Source organism: Streptomyces sp. 1222.5 (assembly GCF_900105245.1).
GTDB classification, from domain to species: Bacteria; Actinomycetota; Actinomycetes; order Streptomycetales; family Streptomycetaceae; genus Streptomyces; species Streptomyces albidocamelliae.
Genome location: NZ_FNSZ01000001.1, coordinates 7,188,969 through 7,203,040 on the forward strand (window position 1 = coordinate 7,188,969; position 14,072 = coordinate 7,203,040).

The 14,072-nt window shown below is 73.6% G+C and carries 16 protein-coding genes; 10 read left to right on the forward strand and 6 right to left on the reverse strand.

Features of this window, described 5'->3' with window-relative positions; genetic code table 11:
* The first annotated feature begins 28 nt into the window (after window positions 1-28).
* Both BLW57_RS32585 and BLW57_RS32590 read left to right on the forward strand, forming a co-directional pair.
* Window positions 29-391, forward strand: a complete 363-nt coding sequence (locus BLW57_RS32585; RefSeq protein WP_093479311.1) for a MerR family transcriptional regulator — start codon at window positions 29-31, stop codon at window positions 389-391.
* 51 nt (window positions 392-442) lie between these two features.
* Window positions 443-1,048, forward strand: coding sequence for a TetR/AcrR family transcriptional regulator (locus BLW57_RS32590; protein WP_093479312.1), 606 nt, complete (start codon window positions 443-445; stop codon window positions 1,046-1,048).
* Window positions 1,049-1,272: 224 nt separating this feature from the next.
* Here the strand turns inward: BLW57_RS32590 and BLW57_RS32595 are convergent, their stop codons facing one another.
* Entirely contained in the window at window positions 1,273-2,037 is a 765-nt protein-coding gene (locus BLW57_RS32595) for an SDR family NAD(P)-dependent oxidoreductase (RefSeq protein WP_176985803.1), read from the reverse strand.
* A gap of 204 nt (window positions 2,038-2,241) precedes the next feature.
* Between BLW57_RS32595 and BLW57_RS32600 the strand changes: the two genes are divergently transcribed.
* A complete protein-coding gene (locus BLW57_RS32600) occupies window positions 2,242-2,868 on the forward strand; it encodes a PadR family transcriptional regulator (protein WP_093481000.1) in 627 nt (208 codons plus the stop codon).
* Between the two features lie 61 nt (window positions 2,869-2,929).
* Here the strand turns inward: BLW57_RS32600 and BLW57_RS32605 are convergent, their stop codons facing one another.
* On the reverse strand, window positions 2,930-3,358 hold the full coding sequence (locus tag BLW57_RS32605; protein ID WP_073895212.1) for a type II toxin-antitoxin system Rv0910 family toxin: 429 nt from the start codon (window positions 3,356-3,358) through the stop codon (window positions 2,930-2,932).
* Window positions 3,359-3,634: 276 nt separating this feature from the next.
* Here BLW57_RS32605 and BLW57_RS32610 point away from each other — a divergent pair, with 276 nt between their 5' ends.
* The 3 genes from BLW57_RS32610 (at window position 3,635) to BLW57_RS32620 (ending at window position 6,543) form a co-directional block, all read left to right on the forward strand.
* A complete protein-coding gene (locus BLW57_RS32610) occupies window positions 3,635-4,285 on the forward strand; it encodes a Clp protease N-terminal domain-containing protein (protein WP_256339637.1) in 651 nt (216 codons plus the stop codon).
* Window positions 4,286-4,404: 119 nt separating this feature from the next.
* A complete protein-coding gene (locus tag BLW57_RS32615; protein WP_093479314.1) occupies window positions 4,405-5,409 on the forward strand; it encodes an EamA family transporter in 1,005 nt (334 codons plus the stop codon).
* Window positions 5,410-5,601: 192 nt separating this feature from the next.
* Window positions 5,602-6,543 (forward strand): DMT family transporter, encoded by a 942-nt coding sequence (locus tag BLW57_RS32620; RefSeq protein WP_093479315.1) that lies wholly within the window; start codon window positions 5,602-5,604, stop codon window positions 6,541-6,543.
* Between the two features lie 28 nt (window positions 6,544-6,571).
* On the opposite strand, the gene BLW57_RS32625 is transcribed toward BLW57_RS32620, so the two are convergent.
* A complete protein-coding gene (locus BLW57_RS32625) occupies window positions 6,572-7,252 on the reverse strand; it encodes a pyridoxamine 5'-phosphate oxidase family protein (RefSeq protein WP_093479316.1) in 681 nt (226 codons plus the stop codon).
* Between the two features lie 49 nt (window positions 7,253-7,301).
* Here BLW57_RS32625 and BLW57_RS32630 point away from each other — a divergent pair, with 49 nt between their 5' ends.
* Entirely contained in the window at window positions 7,302-8,633 is a 1,332-nt protein-coding gene (locus tag BLW57_RS32630) for an aminotransferase class I/II-fold pyridoxal phosphate-dependent enzyme (RefSeq protein ID WP_093479317.1), read from the forward strand.
* Window positions 8,634-9,489: 856 nt separating this feature from the next.
* Here the strand turns inward: BLW57_RS32630 and BLW57_RS32635 are convergent.
* Window positions 9,490-10,428 carry a DMT family transporter gene (locus BLW57_RS32635; RefSeq protein WP_176985804.1) on the reverse strand — a complete coding sequence of 313 codons (939 nt, stop codon included), beginning with the start codon at window positions 10,426-10,428 and terminating at the stop codon, window positions 9,490-9,492.
* Window positions 10,429-10,502: 74 nt separating this feature from the next.
* Between BLW57_RS32635 and BLW57_RS32640 the strand changes: the two genes are divergently transcribed.
* Window positions 10,503-11,405: a LysR family transcriptional regulator gene (locus tag BLW57_RS32640; RefSeq protein WP_093479319.1), complete on the forward strand. Its 903-nt coding sequence runs from the start codon at window positions 10,503-10,505 to the stop codon at window positions 11,403-11,405.
* A gap of 3 nt (window positions 11,406-11,408) precedes the next feature.
* Here the strand turns inward: BLW57_RS32640 and BLW57_RS32645 are convergent, their stop codons facing one another.
* Window positions 11,409-11,879: a pyridoxamine 5'-phosphate oxidase family protein gene (locus BLW57_RS32645; protein WP_073895197.1), complete on the reverse strand. Its 471-nt coding sequence runs from the start codon at window positions 11,877-11,879 to the stop codon at window positions 11,409-11,411.
* 149 nt (window positions 11,880-12,028) lie between these two features.
* Between BLW57_RS32645 and BLW57_RS32650 the strand changes: the two genes are divergently transcribed.
* Window positions 12,029-12,691 (forward strand): cysteine hydrolase family protein, encoded by a 663-nt coding sequence (locus tag BLW57_RS32650; RefSeq protein WP_093479320.1) that lies wholly within the window; start codon window positions 12,029-12,031, stop codon window positions 12,689-12,691.
* Here the strand turns inward: BLW57_RS32650 and BLW57_RS32655 are convergent.
* Window positions 12,678-13,118 (reverse strand): Rieske (2Fe-2S) protein, encoded by a 441-nt coding sequence (locus BLW57_RS32655; protein ID WP_093479321.1) that lies wholly within the window; start codon window positions 13,116-13,118, stop codon window positions 12,678-12,680. The two genes, BLW57_RS32650 and BLW57_RS32655, sit on opposite strands and share 14 nt — an antisense overlap.
* A 173-nt stretch (window positions 13,119-13,291) precedes the next feature.
* Between BLW57_RS32655 and BLW57_RS32660 the strand changes: the two genes are divergently transcribed.
* A complete protein-coding gene (locus tag BLW57_RS32660) occupies window positions 13,292-14,062 on the forward strand; it encodes a HipA family kinase (protein WP_093479322.1) in 771 nt (256 codons plus the stop codon).
* Window positions 14,063-14,072: the final 10 nt, after the last annotated feature.

Sequence of the window (14,072 nt, forward strand, 5' to 3'; positions counted from 1 at the left end):
AAGGTCAAGTCGACCGAGCGGGGGAGCCATGCGGATCGGAGAACTGGCCGCGCGCAGCGGGGTGTCCAAGGACACGCTGCGTTTCTACGAGAAGATCGGTCTGATCGCGGGCGACCGCCTGTCCAACGGCTACCGCGACTTCCGGCCGGAGACGGTGACCTGGCTGCGCCACGTCCGCACCGCCCAGTCACTCGGGTTCACCCTGGCCGAGATCGCCCGGTACGGTGCGGAACTGCGGGACGCCCCGGACGGTGCCGAGGCGCTGTCCGCCCTGCTGGCGGACAAGATCCGCCTCATCGACGAGCGCATGGCCGCGCTCGCGGCTCTGCGTGCCGACCTCACCTCCCGGGCCGGGACCGCCTGCCCGCTGCGCGCGGCCGAGGCCTCCTGAACCGTGCCCTGCCTACGATGGACCGCGTAGTCCATTTCGGAGGAGGCGGGCGTGGGCGCGAAGCTGACGGCGAAGGGGCGGGCGACCCGGGCCCGGATCGTCGAAGGGGCCGCCGAGGTGCTGCGGGAGAAGGGTGTCGCGACGGCGACCCTGGAGGACGTGATGGCGCGGACCAGCACCAGCAAGAGCCAGCTGTTCCACTACTTCGCGGCAGGCAAGGACGAACTGCTCCTCGCCGTGGCGCGGTTCGAGGCGGATCGGGTCATCGAGGACCAGCAGCCCGAACTCGGCCGCCTCGACTCGTGGGAGGCCTGGGCACGGTGGCGGGACGTGGTGGTCGAGCGTTACGAGGCCCAGGGGGACACCTGCCCGCTCGGCTCGCTGTTCCTCCAGGTCGGGCGTGCGACCCCGGGGGCTCGGGCGATCGTGATCGAGCTGATGCGGCGCTGGCAGGAGAGCCTGGCCGCGGGCATCCGGTCGCTGCAGGCGACCGGCAGGCTCCCCGCCGGCGTCGACGTGGACGCGCGAGCGGCGGCGCTGCTCGCCGCGGTCCAGGGGGGCGTCTCCATCCTGCTGTCGACGGGCCGTTCGACCCACCTGCGCGCCGCCCTCGACCAAGGCATCGAGGACCTGCGCCGGGCGGGCGCCGCCGTCTGAGCCGCTGCATCCGAGGCGGGAGGGCGGCTCCGCCGATCTCCTGAGCCGCGCTGCGGGACTCGGCCGCCTCCGGCCCCGCCTCAGCCGCCGGGGCCGCCTGCCGCCGGCTCGCGGAGGACTCCGCCTCTCTCTCCCCCCCCGCGGCCCTCGGACAGGTCATCAAGGACTTGCGTCAAGCGGGCTCTGTGCGGTCTGCACCTCTCCCCGCGAGCAGTGCCGCGTCCTCACCCGGCGATCACCGCCGCCGTGGTGCGGCCGCCGTCGACGTCCAGGACGATGCCGTGGACGAAGGAGGACTCGTCCCCGGCCAGGTACACCGCGGCGTCGGCGATGGCCCCGGGGGTGCCCATCCGGCCCGCGGGCGTGCCCTTCATCATGACCTCGGCGCGGTGGGCCTCCCCGGGGGCGGGCGTCTGCACCACGCCCGGGGAGATCGCGTTCACCCGAACCCCGTGCGGGCCGAACTCCGCCGCCCAGGCCCGGGTCAGGGTCTCCATGGCGCCCTTGGTGGAGCTGTAGAGGGCGCCGACCGGGATGCCCAGGCGCGCGATCCAGGAGCCGAGGTTGATGATCGTCCCGCCCCCGGCCTCCACCATGGCGGGCGCGACGGCCGCGGTGAGGAAGAACGGCGCCTTCACATTGACCGCGTACACCTCGTCGAAGGCCTTCTCGTCGGTGGCCGCCGTGGTGTCGCCGGGGTAGATGCCGGCGTTGTTGACCAGCACGTCGACACGGCCGCCGAGAACCCGTGCCGCCTCCCGCGCCAGTGCCGTCGAGGCGGCGGCGCTCCCGTCCAGGTCGGCCCGCAGGAAGTCGGCGAGGCCGCCGCGTGCGCGGATCCCCTCGACGACCTCCCGGCCGCGCTCGGCGCTGCGGCCCGACACGGCGACATGCGCACCCTCCGCGGCGAACGCCTCCGCGATGGCCCGCCCGATGTTGCTCGTCGCTCCGGTCACCAGGGCAGTCCTGCCCTCAAGTCGCATCGACATGATCCACTCCGTTGCTCGGTTCTCTCGGTTCCCTCGGTGCGAAGCCACTCTGCGAGCCAAAAAATGGACCTGCAAGTCCAGAAAACCCCTGTGCCCCAGGTGGATCGGGGGTTGTCGGGCGATCGGTTCCGATATATCGTTGAGCCATCGCGAACGATACGCGATGCATACGTGACAGATCATCGGTGGAATGGAGTGATCGCGATGCGTTCCCACGGATACGAGCGTGGACATCGGCACGAGGGTCCCGGCCACTGGGGCCAGGGCGGCTTCGAGGGCCGGCGGGCGGCTTTCGGGCCCTTCGGTCCCGGCGGCCCGGGTTTCGGCCCGGGCGGGCCCGGATTCGGTCCCGGCCCCTGGGGGCCGCGAGGACGCGGAGGCCCGCGAGGAAGGGCGCGGCGAGGTGACGTGCGCGCCTCGATCCTGGCCCTGCTCAAGGAGCGGCCCATGCACGGCTACGAGATGATCCAGGAGATCGCCGAACGCAGCGGCGGCGCGTGGAAGCCGAGCCCCGGCTCGGTCTACCCCACGCTGCAACTGCTGGAGGACGAGGGCCTGATCGCCAGCGAGAGCGAGGGTGGCAAGAAGCTGTTCTCCCTCACGGACACCGGCCGCAGCGCCGTCGAGGAGGGTCCGGAGGCCCCCTGGGAGGAGGCCTCGCGCGGGGTCGACTGGGAGGCCCTCAGTGAGATCCGTCAGGCCGGCTTCGGGCTGATGGAGGCCTTCGGTCAGGTCTGGAGGACCGGCAGCAAGGAGCAGCGCGAGAAGGCGCTGACCGTCATCAACGACGCCCGCAAGAAGCTGTACCTCATCCTGGCCGACGAGCACTGAGCGAACGGCCGTGAAGGCGCCTCGCGCGATACCCGCGCGGGGCGCCTTCACGTGTCCCGGCTCAGGTCACCAGACCGTCCAGCTTGCGCAGCGACTCGTTCAGGGCGGCCGTCGCGGAGTCCTTGAGCTTGCCCGCCATCAACGACACCGCGGCGCCCGTGAACTCGCCGTCGATGCGAAGGGTCGTGGCCTCCCCGTCGGGGGTGAGCGTGTAGCGGGTGGCGACGGTCACCGCCATCGGGCCCTTGCCGCGGATCGCGAGCACCCTGGCCGGCTCCAGCTCCTCGATGGTCCAGTCGACCTCCGCGGGGAAGCCCATCAGCTTCATGTTCTCCTGGAACGTCCCGCCGACCGCCAGCGTCTTCGGGCCCCCCTCGGGGAAGCTGGTGTGGGTCGCGTTCCACTCCGGGTACGACGGCCAGTCGGTGAGCTGGGCCCACACCTTCTCCGCCGGCGCCTGGATGCGTGCCTCCGCGCTGACTTCGGCCATGCGACCACCCCTTCGGGTCGGGCGTATCGGGCTACGGTGTCGCGGAAAGTAGCCGCAGAGGCGTGAACATTCAATACTGATGAACCGTCAGGATGGCGGCTGAGAGACGGACTCGGGCGAGCCGCCGAGCGCCGGCCGGGTCCCGTGTCCTGGCCGACCCGGCCAGATCTCCTCCGTAAGGATGAGATTCCGGCCGGGGTTGTCCACTCGCTGCGGGACGCCGGAATGGTTCCCCTCGTGGATGACGCCCCCCGTTGTGGCTGATGAGGTGGGGATGTGCAACCCCGTACAGCCCCCCTTGCCGCCCGGGACGAGGCGGCTGCGCACTTCGCGGACGATGCAGGGCTCGACGCCGAGCCGGCAGCGGTGCTCGCCGGTGCCCGCCGCAGGGCGGTCCGGGACGGGGACCGCCAGATCGACACCGCCCATCTGCTGCACTCCCTCCTGGAGCACGACCCCCAGGTGCGTGCCGCCGTCGGCGGGTCACCCCGGCTCGTCCGGCTGTTCGGCTATCTCGTGCAGCGCAGCATCGGCTACGGACTGCGCTGGCAGGGCACGGTGGAGGACTCCGGGGCGCCGGCCGAATCCCGCACCTCGGCCAGGCCGACCGGGCCGCCCGCCTCCGCCGCTGGTGCCGATCCTCCCGCCCTTGCGGTTCCGGCCGCTCGCGCCGCGCACGGCGGGCTCCGGGACGGCGCGGGCTGGTCGCCCTCCGCGGCCGCCGCCCTCGCCAGGGCTCGCGAGCGTGCCACCCGCCGGGGCGAGGACCGGGTCACCGGCACCGACCTGTTCGTCGCGCTCCTCGCCGACCCCCGGTCCCGCGCCGTCGAAGTCCTCGGACGCGCCGGCATCCCCGCGGGGGAACTGACCGCCCGGATCGAGAGCGCCGCCGAGCAGCCCCCCGGCGGCGATACGGCGACCTGCTGACGCTCCGGCCGACGGCGATACGGCGACCTGTTGACGCTCCGGCGCCCGGCGCGGCAGCCCGTCCACCAGCTGAGACAGGTGTCAACGGTGGTGACGCTCCTGTCTTCTCCTGTCATCATGTGCCGGTGCATACGTCAGTGAGCAGTCAGGGCGGCCGCGGCAAGGGCGTCGGGCTCGGTCTCGCGCTCGCCTCGGCCCTGGCCTTCGGCGGGTCCGGAGTGGCCGCCAAGCCGTTGATCGAGGCGGGTCTGGACCCGCTCCACGTGGTGTGGCTGCGGGTGACCGGCGCTGCCCTGGTCATGCTGCCGCTCGCCGTGCGGCACCGCGCCCTGCTGCGCCGCCGTCCCGCGCTGCTCGCCGGCTTCGGGCTGCTCGCGGTCGCCGGTGTGCAGGCCTGCTACTTCGCCGCGCTCTCCCGCATCCCGGTGGGCGTGGCACTGCTCGTCGAGTACCTGGCCCCCGCCCTCGTCCTCGGCTGGGTGCGGTTCGTGCAGCGGCGGCCCGTCACCCGTGCCGCCGCGCTCGGTGTGGTCCTCGCGGCCGGCGGTCTCGCCTGCGTGGTCGAGGTCTGGTCCGGGCTGAGCTTCGACGCGCTGGGCCTGCTGCTCGCGCTCGGCGCGGCCTGCTGCCAGGTCGGCTACTTCGTCCTCTCCGACCAGGGCAGCGACGCGGGCGACGAGGCCCCCGACCCGCTCGGGGTCATCGCCTACGGGCTCCTCGTCGGCGCCGCCGTGCTGACGGTCGTCGCCCGCCCCTGGGGCATGGACTGGCCGGTGCTGGCCGGTTCCGCGCACCTCAACGGCACCACCGTGCCGGCGTTCGCGCTGCTGGCGTGGATCGTGCTGATCGCCACGGTCACCGCCTACGTCACCGGAGTGCTCTCCGTGCGGCGGCTGTCCCCCCAGGTCGCCGGTGTCGTCGCCTGCCTGGAAGCGGTGATCGCGACCGTGCTGGCCTGGGTGCTGCTCGGCGAGCACCTGTCCGCACCGCAGATCGCGGGCGGGGCGATCGTGCTGGTCGGCGCGTTCATCGCCCAGTCCTCCGCGCCCGCCGACGGCTCGCCGCGGCCGGTCGCCCAGGGTGGTGCGGAACTGGAGTTGTCCGCCCGCGGTACAGCGGCCTAGGGTGCTGGACATGGCGTCTGACGCACTCGTCCTCCCGCCCCCGGCCGTCTGAGGCGGGCCTCCGGTACACACGCCCGGCGCATCCGCGCCGGGTACGACGGTGCAGCCCGCAGATGAAGTCCGCGCGCCCCGCCCGAACGGGTCGCCCTCGAACTTCCGCGCCACCGTGCGCGCTTCTGCGGAGAGAATCCCTTGTCGAACGTCGCATCCGGCCTGCCCGTGGGGCGTGGCCTGCTCTATCTGATCATCACCGGTGCCGCCTGGGGCACCGCCGGCGCCGCAGCCTCGCTGGTCTACCGGACCAGCGACATGGGCGCCTTCGGGCTGTCCTTCTGGCGCTGTGCGCTGGGGCTCCTGCTGTTGCTGGCCGGGCGCGGGCTGCGCCCGTGCGTCCGCCCGGCCACCGTCGAAGCCCCGCGCCGCCGGGCCGGCCGCGCGGTGGCCACCGGCCTGGGCCTCGCGGTGTTCCAGACCGCCTACTTCGCGGCCGTCGAGTCCACCGGACTGGCCGTGGCCACCGTCGTCACGCTCGGCGCGGGCCCCGTGCTGATCGCGCTCGCTGCCCGGCTCCTGCTGGGGGAGCGGCTCGGCGCCGGGGGCGTCCTGGCCGTCGCCGGTGCGCTCGGCGGGCTGGCGGTCCTCACCTTCGGCGGCTCGGCCGCGACCGTCCGCCCGGCCGGTGTGCTGCTGGCGCTGGTGTCGGCGGCGGGGTACGGCGCCATGACCCTGCTCACCCGCTGGTGGGGCCGGGACGGCAGTGCCGACGCGTCCGACACCACCGTGGGGGCGTTCGCCGTGACCGCCCTGTGCCTGCTGCCGTTCGCGCTGCACGAGGGCCTGCTGCCGCACACCGCCCATCCGGCGCGGCTGCTGTGGCTGCTGCTGTACACCGCGGCCGTGCCGACGGCTCTGGCGTACGCGCTCTACTTCGCGGGTGCGGCCGTCGTACGGTCCGCCACCGTGTCCGTGATCATGCTGCTGGAGCCGGTGACCGCGGCCGTGCTCGCCGTGGCCCTGCTCGGCGAGCGGCTCACCGCGGCCACCGCGGCCGGCACCCTGCTCCTGCTCGGCGCGGTCGTCGGACTCGCCGTGAGCGAGGCACGCGGGGCCCGGCGGGAGCCCGCGCCGGTGTGACCCGCGGGCCCACCGGCCGCGGTGTCCGTCACGGAGCCGACAGGTAGTCAGGCAGTTCGACGCCGGGCGCGAGGTCGGCGTTGGCGACGGGGGTTTCGTAGCCCTTGCGGAGCGGGACGACCCCGGCCCAGTGGGGGAGGTCCAGGTCCTCCGGCTCGTCGTTGGCGCCGCCGGTGCGGACCTTGGCCGACACCTCCCGGAGGTCCAGGCGGATCACCGCGGTGGCGGCGAGCTCCTTCTTGTTCGCGGGCCGGGAGTCGGCGGCGCGGCCCGCGACGACGTGGTCCACCAGCGCGTCCAGGGCCAGTCGCCGCTCCTCGGGGTCGGTGACCTCGTGCGCGACGCCGTGCACCACGACCGAGCGGTAGTTGATCGAGTGGTGGAAGGCCGACCGGGCCAGCACCAGCCCGTCGACGTGGGTGACCGTGAGGCACACCCGCAGGCCCGGGTCGGCCTGGCCGGTCATCCGCAGCGGGCGCGAGCCGGTGGACCCGTGGATGTAGAGGCGCTCGCCGACCCGGCCGTACAGCGTCGGCAGCACCACCGGCGCCCCGTCGCGGACGAAGCCGAGGTGGCAGACGTATCCCTCGTCGAGTATCGCGTGGACCAGTTCCTTGTCGTACGACGCCCGGTCCGCGGAGCGCGTGGGGACGGTGCGGTCGGTCGGCGTGTAGGCGGTGGTCCGCGCTTCCTCGGTCGTGCCCTGCATGAGGGGTCCCTCCTGGCGGTCTCTATTGCACTAGTGCATAATGGGCTTTGTGCTAGGAGAGTATCGGATCCAAGGACGGGGCGCAGCCGAGATTGCCGCCGGTGTGGAGCGCGCGGTGGGCTCGGGCGAGCTGCGGCCAGGGCAACCCCTGCCTCCCATGCGGGAGTTGGCGGCCCAGCTGGGGGTGAACGCGAACACGGTCGCGGCCGCCTATCGCATCCTGCGGGAACGCGGGGTGATCGAGACGGCCGGCCGCCGGGGGAGCCGGGTCCGGCCCAAGCCGGCCACCACCGGCCGTGAGGAACTCCGGGTGGAGGTACCCGCGGGTGGCCGCGACCTGGCCACCGGCAACCCCGATCCGGCCCTGTTGCCCCGCCTCGCACCGGTCCTGGCCGCGGCGGCCGAGCAGGGCGACCACCGGCCCGTCCTCTACGGAGACGATCCCGTCGACGCGGAACTCGCCCGCCTCGCGCGTGCCGAGTTCGACGCCGACGGCCTGCCGGCGGGACCGGTGACGGTCACCTCCGGCTCCCTGGACGCCATCGAACGCGTCCTCGCCGCCCACCTCAGGCCGGGCGACGCGGTCGCCCTGGAGGACCCCGGCTGGGGCAGCGTCCTCGACCTGGTCCCCGCTCTCGGGCTGCGCACGGTCCCCGTCGGTGTCGACGACGACGGACCGCGCCCCGACGACCTGCGCCGCGCCCTGGAGGCCGGGGCCCGCGCCCTCATCGTCACCGACCGCGCGCAGAACCCGACCGGCGCCTCCGTGACCGCGTCGCGCGCGCACGACCTGCGGGCGGTGCTGCGCGAGCACCCGGAGACCCTGCTCATCGAGGACGACCACGGCCACGGCATCGTCGACCTGCCGCTGCACCCGCTCGCCGGCGTCACCCGTCACTGGGCCTTCGTCCGCTCCGCCGCCAAGGCCTACGGCCCCGACCTGCGACTCGCCGTCCTCACCGGCGACGGCGTCACCGTCGACCGGGTGCGGGGCAGGCAGCGCCTCGGCCCCGGCTGGGTGAGCCTGCTGCTGCAGCGGGCCGTGGTCCGGCTGTGGGCGGACGGCGCGGTCGACCGGGCGGCGGTGGCGCAGTCGTACGGCGCCCGCCGGAACGCCCTCGTCGACGCGCTGGCGGCGCACGGGGTCACGGCGCACGGCCGCAGCGGGATGAACGTGTGGGTGCCCGTACCCGACGAGACCGGCGCGGTGGCCCGCCTCCTCCAGGCGGGATGGGCGGTCGCCCCGGGCGCCCGCTTCCGGCTGGCGTCCCCGCCCGGCATCCGCATCACCCTCTCACCCCTCACCCCCGAGGACATCGCCCCGCTTGCGGCCGCGGTGGCGACAGCGGTCCGCCCCTCCCCGATCCGCGTCTACGGCTAGGCGTACGGGGGAGGGTCGGCCAGGGCGGCCGAGTGAGAGACGGGGGTGATGGGCCTCCACCGCCCCGGCCTGCGTCCATGGCTGGGCGTACGAGGGGGAGGGGTGGCCGAGTGAGAGGCGGGAGGCTCGCCGTCCGCGCCCCGGCCCCCGTCTCCGCGGTTGCCGGGCATGTCGCTCACTCGCGGACGTGGCCGCGGTGGCGGCGGTCCGACCGTCCCCGGGCCGCGTCTGCGGCTAGGCGTACGGGCGGAGGTGCGGCTCACGGGGTCGAGTGCGGGGCCAGGGGGTTCTCGGCGGCCCGCGGTCCGGCCTTTTCGGCGTCCCGCGCTCTGGCCCGCGTCTCCGCGCTTGCCGGGCATGTCGCTCACTCGCGGACGTGGCCGCGGTGGCGGCGGTCCGACCGTCCCCGGGCCGCGTCTGCGGCTAGGCGTACGGGCGGAGGTGCGGCTCACGGGGTCGAGTGCGGGGCCAGGGGGTTCTCGGCGGCCCGCGGTCCGGCCTTTTCGGCGTCCCGCGCTCTGGCCCGCGTCTCCGCGCTTGCCGGGCATGTCGCTCACTCGCGGACGTGGCCGCGGTGACGGTCCGACCCCGTCCCCGGGCCGCGTCTGCGGCTAGGCGTACGGGCGGAGGACCGGCCAAGGGGGCCGAGAGAGGGGCAGAGGGCCTCGGCGTCCCGCCTCATCACGCTCGCCGGGTACGTCGTCGGCGCGATGCGGTGACGGCGGCGGTCCGCCTCTACCGCCGGGCCGCGTCTACGGCTGGGCGAAGGCGAGAGGGGCTGCCAAGGCGGCCGAGTGAGGGGCGGGGGCGATCGGCGTCCCGCGCCCCGGCATACGCCGAAGGGCGCCGCCCCCCGCTAAGCGCCCCTGCGTCGGACCTGCGTGAGTGCCGCCCCCGCCAGGACGACGACCGCCCCCACCGGGGTGGTCCAGCGCAGCGTCTCCCCGAGGATCGCCACGCCCGCGGCCGTGGCGATGACCGGGATGAAGTACGTGACCATCTGCGCGGTGGTCGGGCCGACCTCGGCGACCAGCCCGTACTGGAGGAGCACCGCCAGCCCCGTGCCCAGCGCGCCCAGCGCGGCGATCGCCAGCAGCGGCACCACGGAGACATGGGTGGGGAACCCGGCGAACAGCGGGGTCACGACCGCCAGCTGGAGCGTCGCCAGCATCAGCTGTGCGCCCGTCATCGACAGGTGGGAGTTGCCCGTGCCGGCCAGCTTCCGCCGGACGTAGATCCACCCCACCGGGTAGCTCAGGGAGGCGAGCAGCGCCATCGCCGTACCCCGCGCGTCCAGACCGTGGAAGCCCTGCCAGGCGCCGAGCACCGTCAGCACGCCGAGGAAGCCGAGGCCGAGACCGGCGACGCGCACCCGGGTGGGCCGGTCCTCGGAGAGGGCGACCAGGGACAGCGCCATGCCCCACAGCGGGGACGTCGCGTTGCAGATGCCGGCCAGCGTGGACGGGATCGTCAGCTCCGAGTACGCGAAGAGGGAGAACGGCAGGGCGTTCAGGAAGAACGCGGCGACCGCCATGTGGCCCCACAGACGGGCCCCGCGCGGCAGCCGCTCCCGCTTCACGGCCATCGCCGCCGCCAGCACCGCCGAACCGAACACCAGCCGCCCGAGCGTCACCTGGAACGGCGCGTACCCGTCCGTGCCCACCTTGATCAGCAGAAAGCTGAAGCCCCAGATCAGGGAGAGGGCGCCGAAGCGCAGGCGCCAGTCGAGGCGGGCGCGGGCAGGGGCGGGTGAGAGTGCGGAGGACTGGGTCCGGGGTGCGGTGACCGTGCTCATGGCATCAACGTTGCGTGAACCAACCTCGTAGCACAATCGAGATTTGTCACTCGATACCTCTTAGTATCTCTTACATGTTGAACTTCGAGCGCCTGCGCACCCTGGACGCACTGGCCCGGCACGGCTCGGTCAGCGCGGCGGCCGAGGCGCTGCACGTCACCACGTCCGCGGTCTCCCAGCAGCTGAGCAAGCTGGAGCGGGAGATCGGCCAGCGGCTCCTCGCCAAGAACGGGCGCGGCGTACGCCTCACGGACGCCGGCCGGCTGCTGTCGGAGCACGCGGGGCGCATCCTCTCGCAGGTCGAGCTGGCCGAGTCCGACCTGGAGGCGCACCGCGGCCAGGTCGTGGGCGAACTCCGGCTCTCGGCCTTCCCGACCGCCGCCCGCGGCCTGTTCCCGGCCGCGCTGGCCACCCTGCGTGCCCAGCATCCCGGGTTGCGCCTGCGCTCCAGCGAGCTGGAGCCAGAAAAGGGCGTCGCCGGGGTGGTGCGCGGCGATCTCGACCTGGCGGTCGTCCTGGACTGGTACAACAAGCCGATGCCCGTGCCGGACGGCCTGGTCAAGGCGCCCCTGCTGGACGATCCCGCGGAAGTCGCCATGCCCGCCGGGCACCGGCTCGCCGGCCGGGACGAGGTGGACCTCGCCGAGTTCGCCGAGGACGAGTGGATCACCTGGGGCGAGGGCGAGTTCTGCCACGAGTGGCTGATGTTCACGCTGCGGTCCAAGGGCATCGAGCCGATCATCGGCCACCGCGCCGGCGAGACCCACACCCAGCTCGGCCTGGTCGCCGCCGGACTCGGGGTGTGCATCGCCCCGCTGCTCGGCCGCCGTCCCGTGCCCGAGGGCCTGGTCCTGGTCCCGTTGCGGCAACGGATCCGCCGCCATGTGTACGTCGTCTGGCGGGCGGACGCCGACCGCCGGCCCTCGATCCGCGCGGCGGTCGAGGCCCTGCGCTCGGCGGCCCGCCGGCTCGACTGACCCCTACGCGCCGCCCAGCTTCCGGAAGTCCCAGGAGACGATCTTCTCCGGGGTCAGCCGGGCCCAGGCGTGCCGGCCGTCGTGCGGCATCTCGTCCAGGCCGAAGTTCTTCCGGGCGAACAGCGTCTCGGCCGTGTCGAGCTCGGCGCACAGCTCACCGGTGCGCGGCACCTCGCCCACGAACTCCACCCGGCCGGCCAGCTCGACACCGCGCAACTGGTCGTACTCCTCGCCCGAGTCGACCACGACCGCCACGCGCGGATCGCGGCGCAACTGCGCCCAGCGCCTGCTGCGCACCACCGAGTACAACCACAGCGACGTCCCGTCCCAGGCGAACCACAGCGCGCTCACGTGCGGTGCGCCGTCCGCCGAGACGGTCGCGACCCGGCAGGTGCGCTGGGCGGTGAGGAACTCGTCCAGCTCGCCCGGCGTCATCATGATCTTCCGGCCCCGGCGCTGCTGAGTGACGGTCATTCGGCCCCCTCTTCTCCCACGTCGTGCCAGAGAACCACCCTGTGCCGGTGATCCTCTGACATCACGTCAAAAAAGGGAATGGCCCGTCTTCCACCCGCGCCCGGACGCGGCTACTCTCACCGCCCCGAGCCCCGGTGAAAGGGTGCGTGATGCCGTCGTACGAGCAGCTGCGCGACCTCCTCGACCCCGCGCACACCGTCCTGCTCACCGTGGAGTGCCAGCGGGGGGTGGTCGGACCGGACAGCGCCCTTCCCGAACTCGCCCGCGAGGCCCGCTCCTCCGGAGCCCTGGGCAATGTATCCCGGCTGGTCGCCGCCGCGCACCGGACCGGCGTCCAGGTGATCCACGCGGTCGCCGAGCGCCGCCCGGACGGCCGGGGCGCGAACCGCAACGCCCGCCTGTTCCGCGCCGCCGGACGGCTCCCCGTCCAGCAGCTGACCGGCACCACCGCGGTCCGGGTCGCGCCTCCGATCGAGGTCTCCGAGGAGGATCTCGTCGTACGGCGGCTGCACGGCCTGTCCCCGATCCACGGCACCGGCGTCGACGCCCTGCTGCGCAACCTCGGCTGCCGCACGCTGGTCGTCACCGGGGTCTCGGCCAACGTGGCCGTGCCCAACGCGGTGTTCGACGCCGTGAACCTCGGCTACACCGCCGTCGTGCCGGCCGACGCCGTCGCGGGGGTGCCTGCGGACTACACCCCCGCGATGATCCGCAACACCCTCGCACTGGTCGCCACCGTCACGACCACCGACGACGTCCTCGGCTGCCTGCTCCCGCGACCGGCGGGACCGACCCCGCTCAGGCCAGCTTGATGTCCTCCCCGGAGACGGTGATCTTCGCCGCGGGCAGCGGCTTGGTCGCCGGTCCCTTCTTCACGCTGCCGTCCTCGGCCGAGAAGTGGCTGTTGTGGCACGGGCAGACGATGACGCCGTCCGCCACACTGCCCACCGCGCAGCCCTGGTGGGTGCACTTGGACGAGAACGCCTTGAACGTGCCCGCCGCCGGCTGGGTGACCACGACACCCTGATCCTTGAATATCTTGCCGCCCCCCTCGGGGATGTCCGAGGTCTTGGCGAGCGTGCCGCCGGCGGCCTGCCCGGCCCCGGTGTCGACGGTGTCGGACGAGTCGCCGCCCGAACCGCAGGCGGTCAGCGCGGCGGCGAGCCCTGCCGCTCCCGCCGCCGCCATGACGGTACGGCGGGCCGGTCCCGATGCGGGCTGGGGCGAAGCGCTGGTCATGTGGGCAATCCCTTCCGCGGAGCTCGACGTGATCCGTCATGGGGTACGGCCCCGGGGCCGCGGCCGTTCAGACGGGCACCCAGATCCTTGCGGCCGGGTGGTGAGCGGGCCGTAAGCCGTGGCTGTGAGCCCGCTGTCGGCCGGGCGCCCGCCGCGATCAGTAACCTGGGGCGATGCTCAAGGAAGTCACCGCCACCCGTTACATCACGCCCCTGCGTGAGGGGGGCTCGCTGCCGGGACTCGTCGAGGCCGACGACTTCGGGACGTACGTCATGAAGTTCACCGGTGCCGGACAGGGCCGCAAGACACTGGTCGCCGAGGTGGTCTGCGGCGAGCTCGCCCGGCGCCTCGGATTCCGGATGCCCCGCCTGGTCACCGTCGAGCTTGACCCGGTGCTCGGGCTCGGCGAGCCCGAACAGCAGGTGCAGGACCTGCTCCGGGGCAGCGGCGGCACCAATCTCGGCATGGACTTCCTGTCCGGTGCCCTCGGCTACGACCCGCTCGCCTTCGAGGTGAGCGCGGAGGAGGCCGGACGGATCGTCTGGTTCGACGCGCTGATCAACAACGTCGACCGGTCCTGGCGCAACCCCAACCTCCTGGTGCACCGGGAGGAACTGTGGCTCATCGACCACGGCGCCACGATGATCTGGCACCACAACTGGCCCTCCGCCGAGGCATCCGCGGCCCGTCCCTACGACGCCGCCGACCACGCCCTCGCCCGTTTCGCCCCGGACGTCGCCGCCGCGGCGGCCGAACTGGCACCCAGGGTCACCCAGGACCTGCTGGACGAGGTCACCGCCGAGATCCCCGAGGCGTGGCTCGCCGGGGAGCCCGGCTTCGACACCCCGGACGACCTGCGCAGGGCCTACGCGCGGCCGCTGCTCGCGCGGGCCGCCGTCGTCGCCGGACGCATCACCGGCATCGGCTCCGAGGAGGGCAAGTGAGCGAGCGCCA

What these genes read in the sequence shown, in the direction of transcription:
- BLW57_RS32605 (WP_073895212.1), bottom strand. Translation starts at nt 3,358, where the DNA reads ATGGCCGAAGTCAGCGCGGAGGCACGCATCCAGGCGCCGGCGGAGAAG.
- BLW57_RS32650 (WP_093479320.1), top strand. Translation starts at nt 12,029, where the DNA reads ATGCCGTCGTACGAGCAGCTGCGCGACCTCCTCGACCCCGCGCACACC.
- BLW57_RS32645 (WP_073895197.1), bottom strand. Translation starts at nt 11,879, where the DNA reads ATGACCGTCACTCAGCAGCGCCGGGGCCGGAAGATCATGATGACGCCG.
- BLW57_RS32635 (WP_176985804.1), bottom strand. Translation starts at nt 10,428, where the DNA reads ATGAGCACGGTCACCGCACCCCGGACCCAGTCCTCCGCACTCTCACCC.
- BLW57_RS32595 (WP_176985803.1), bottom strand. Translation starts at nt 2,037, where the DNA reads ATGTCGATGCGACTTGAGGGCAGGACTGCCCTGGTGACCGGAGCGACG.
- BLW57_RS32655 (WP_093479321.1), bottom strand. Translation starts at nt 13,118, where the DNA reads ATGACCAGCGCTTCGCCCCAGCCCGCATCGGGACCGGCCCGCCGTACC.
- BLW57_RS32585 (WP_093479311.1), top strand. Translation starts at nt 29, where the DNA reads ATGCGGATCGGAGAACTGGCCGCGCGCAGCGGGGTGTCCAAGGACACG.
- BLW57_RS32660 (WP_093479322.1), top strand. Translation starts at nt 13,292, where the DNA reads ATGCTCAAGGAAGTCACCGCCACCCGTTACATCACGCCCCTGCGTGAG.
- BLW57_RS32640 (WP_093479319.1), top strand. Translation starts at nt 10,503, where the DNA reads ATGTTGAACTTCGAGCGCCTGCGCACCCTGGACGCACTGGCCCGGCAC.
- BLW57_RS32600 (WP_093481000.1), top strand. Translation starts at nt 2,242, where the DNA reads ATGCGTTCCCACGGATACGAGCGTGGACATCGGCACGAGGGTCCCGGC.
- BLW57_RS32625 (WP_093479316.1), bottom strand. Translation starts at nt 7,252, where the DNA reads ATGCAGGGCACGACCGAGGAAGCGCGGACCACCGCCTACACGCCGACC.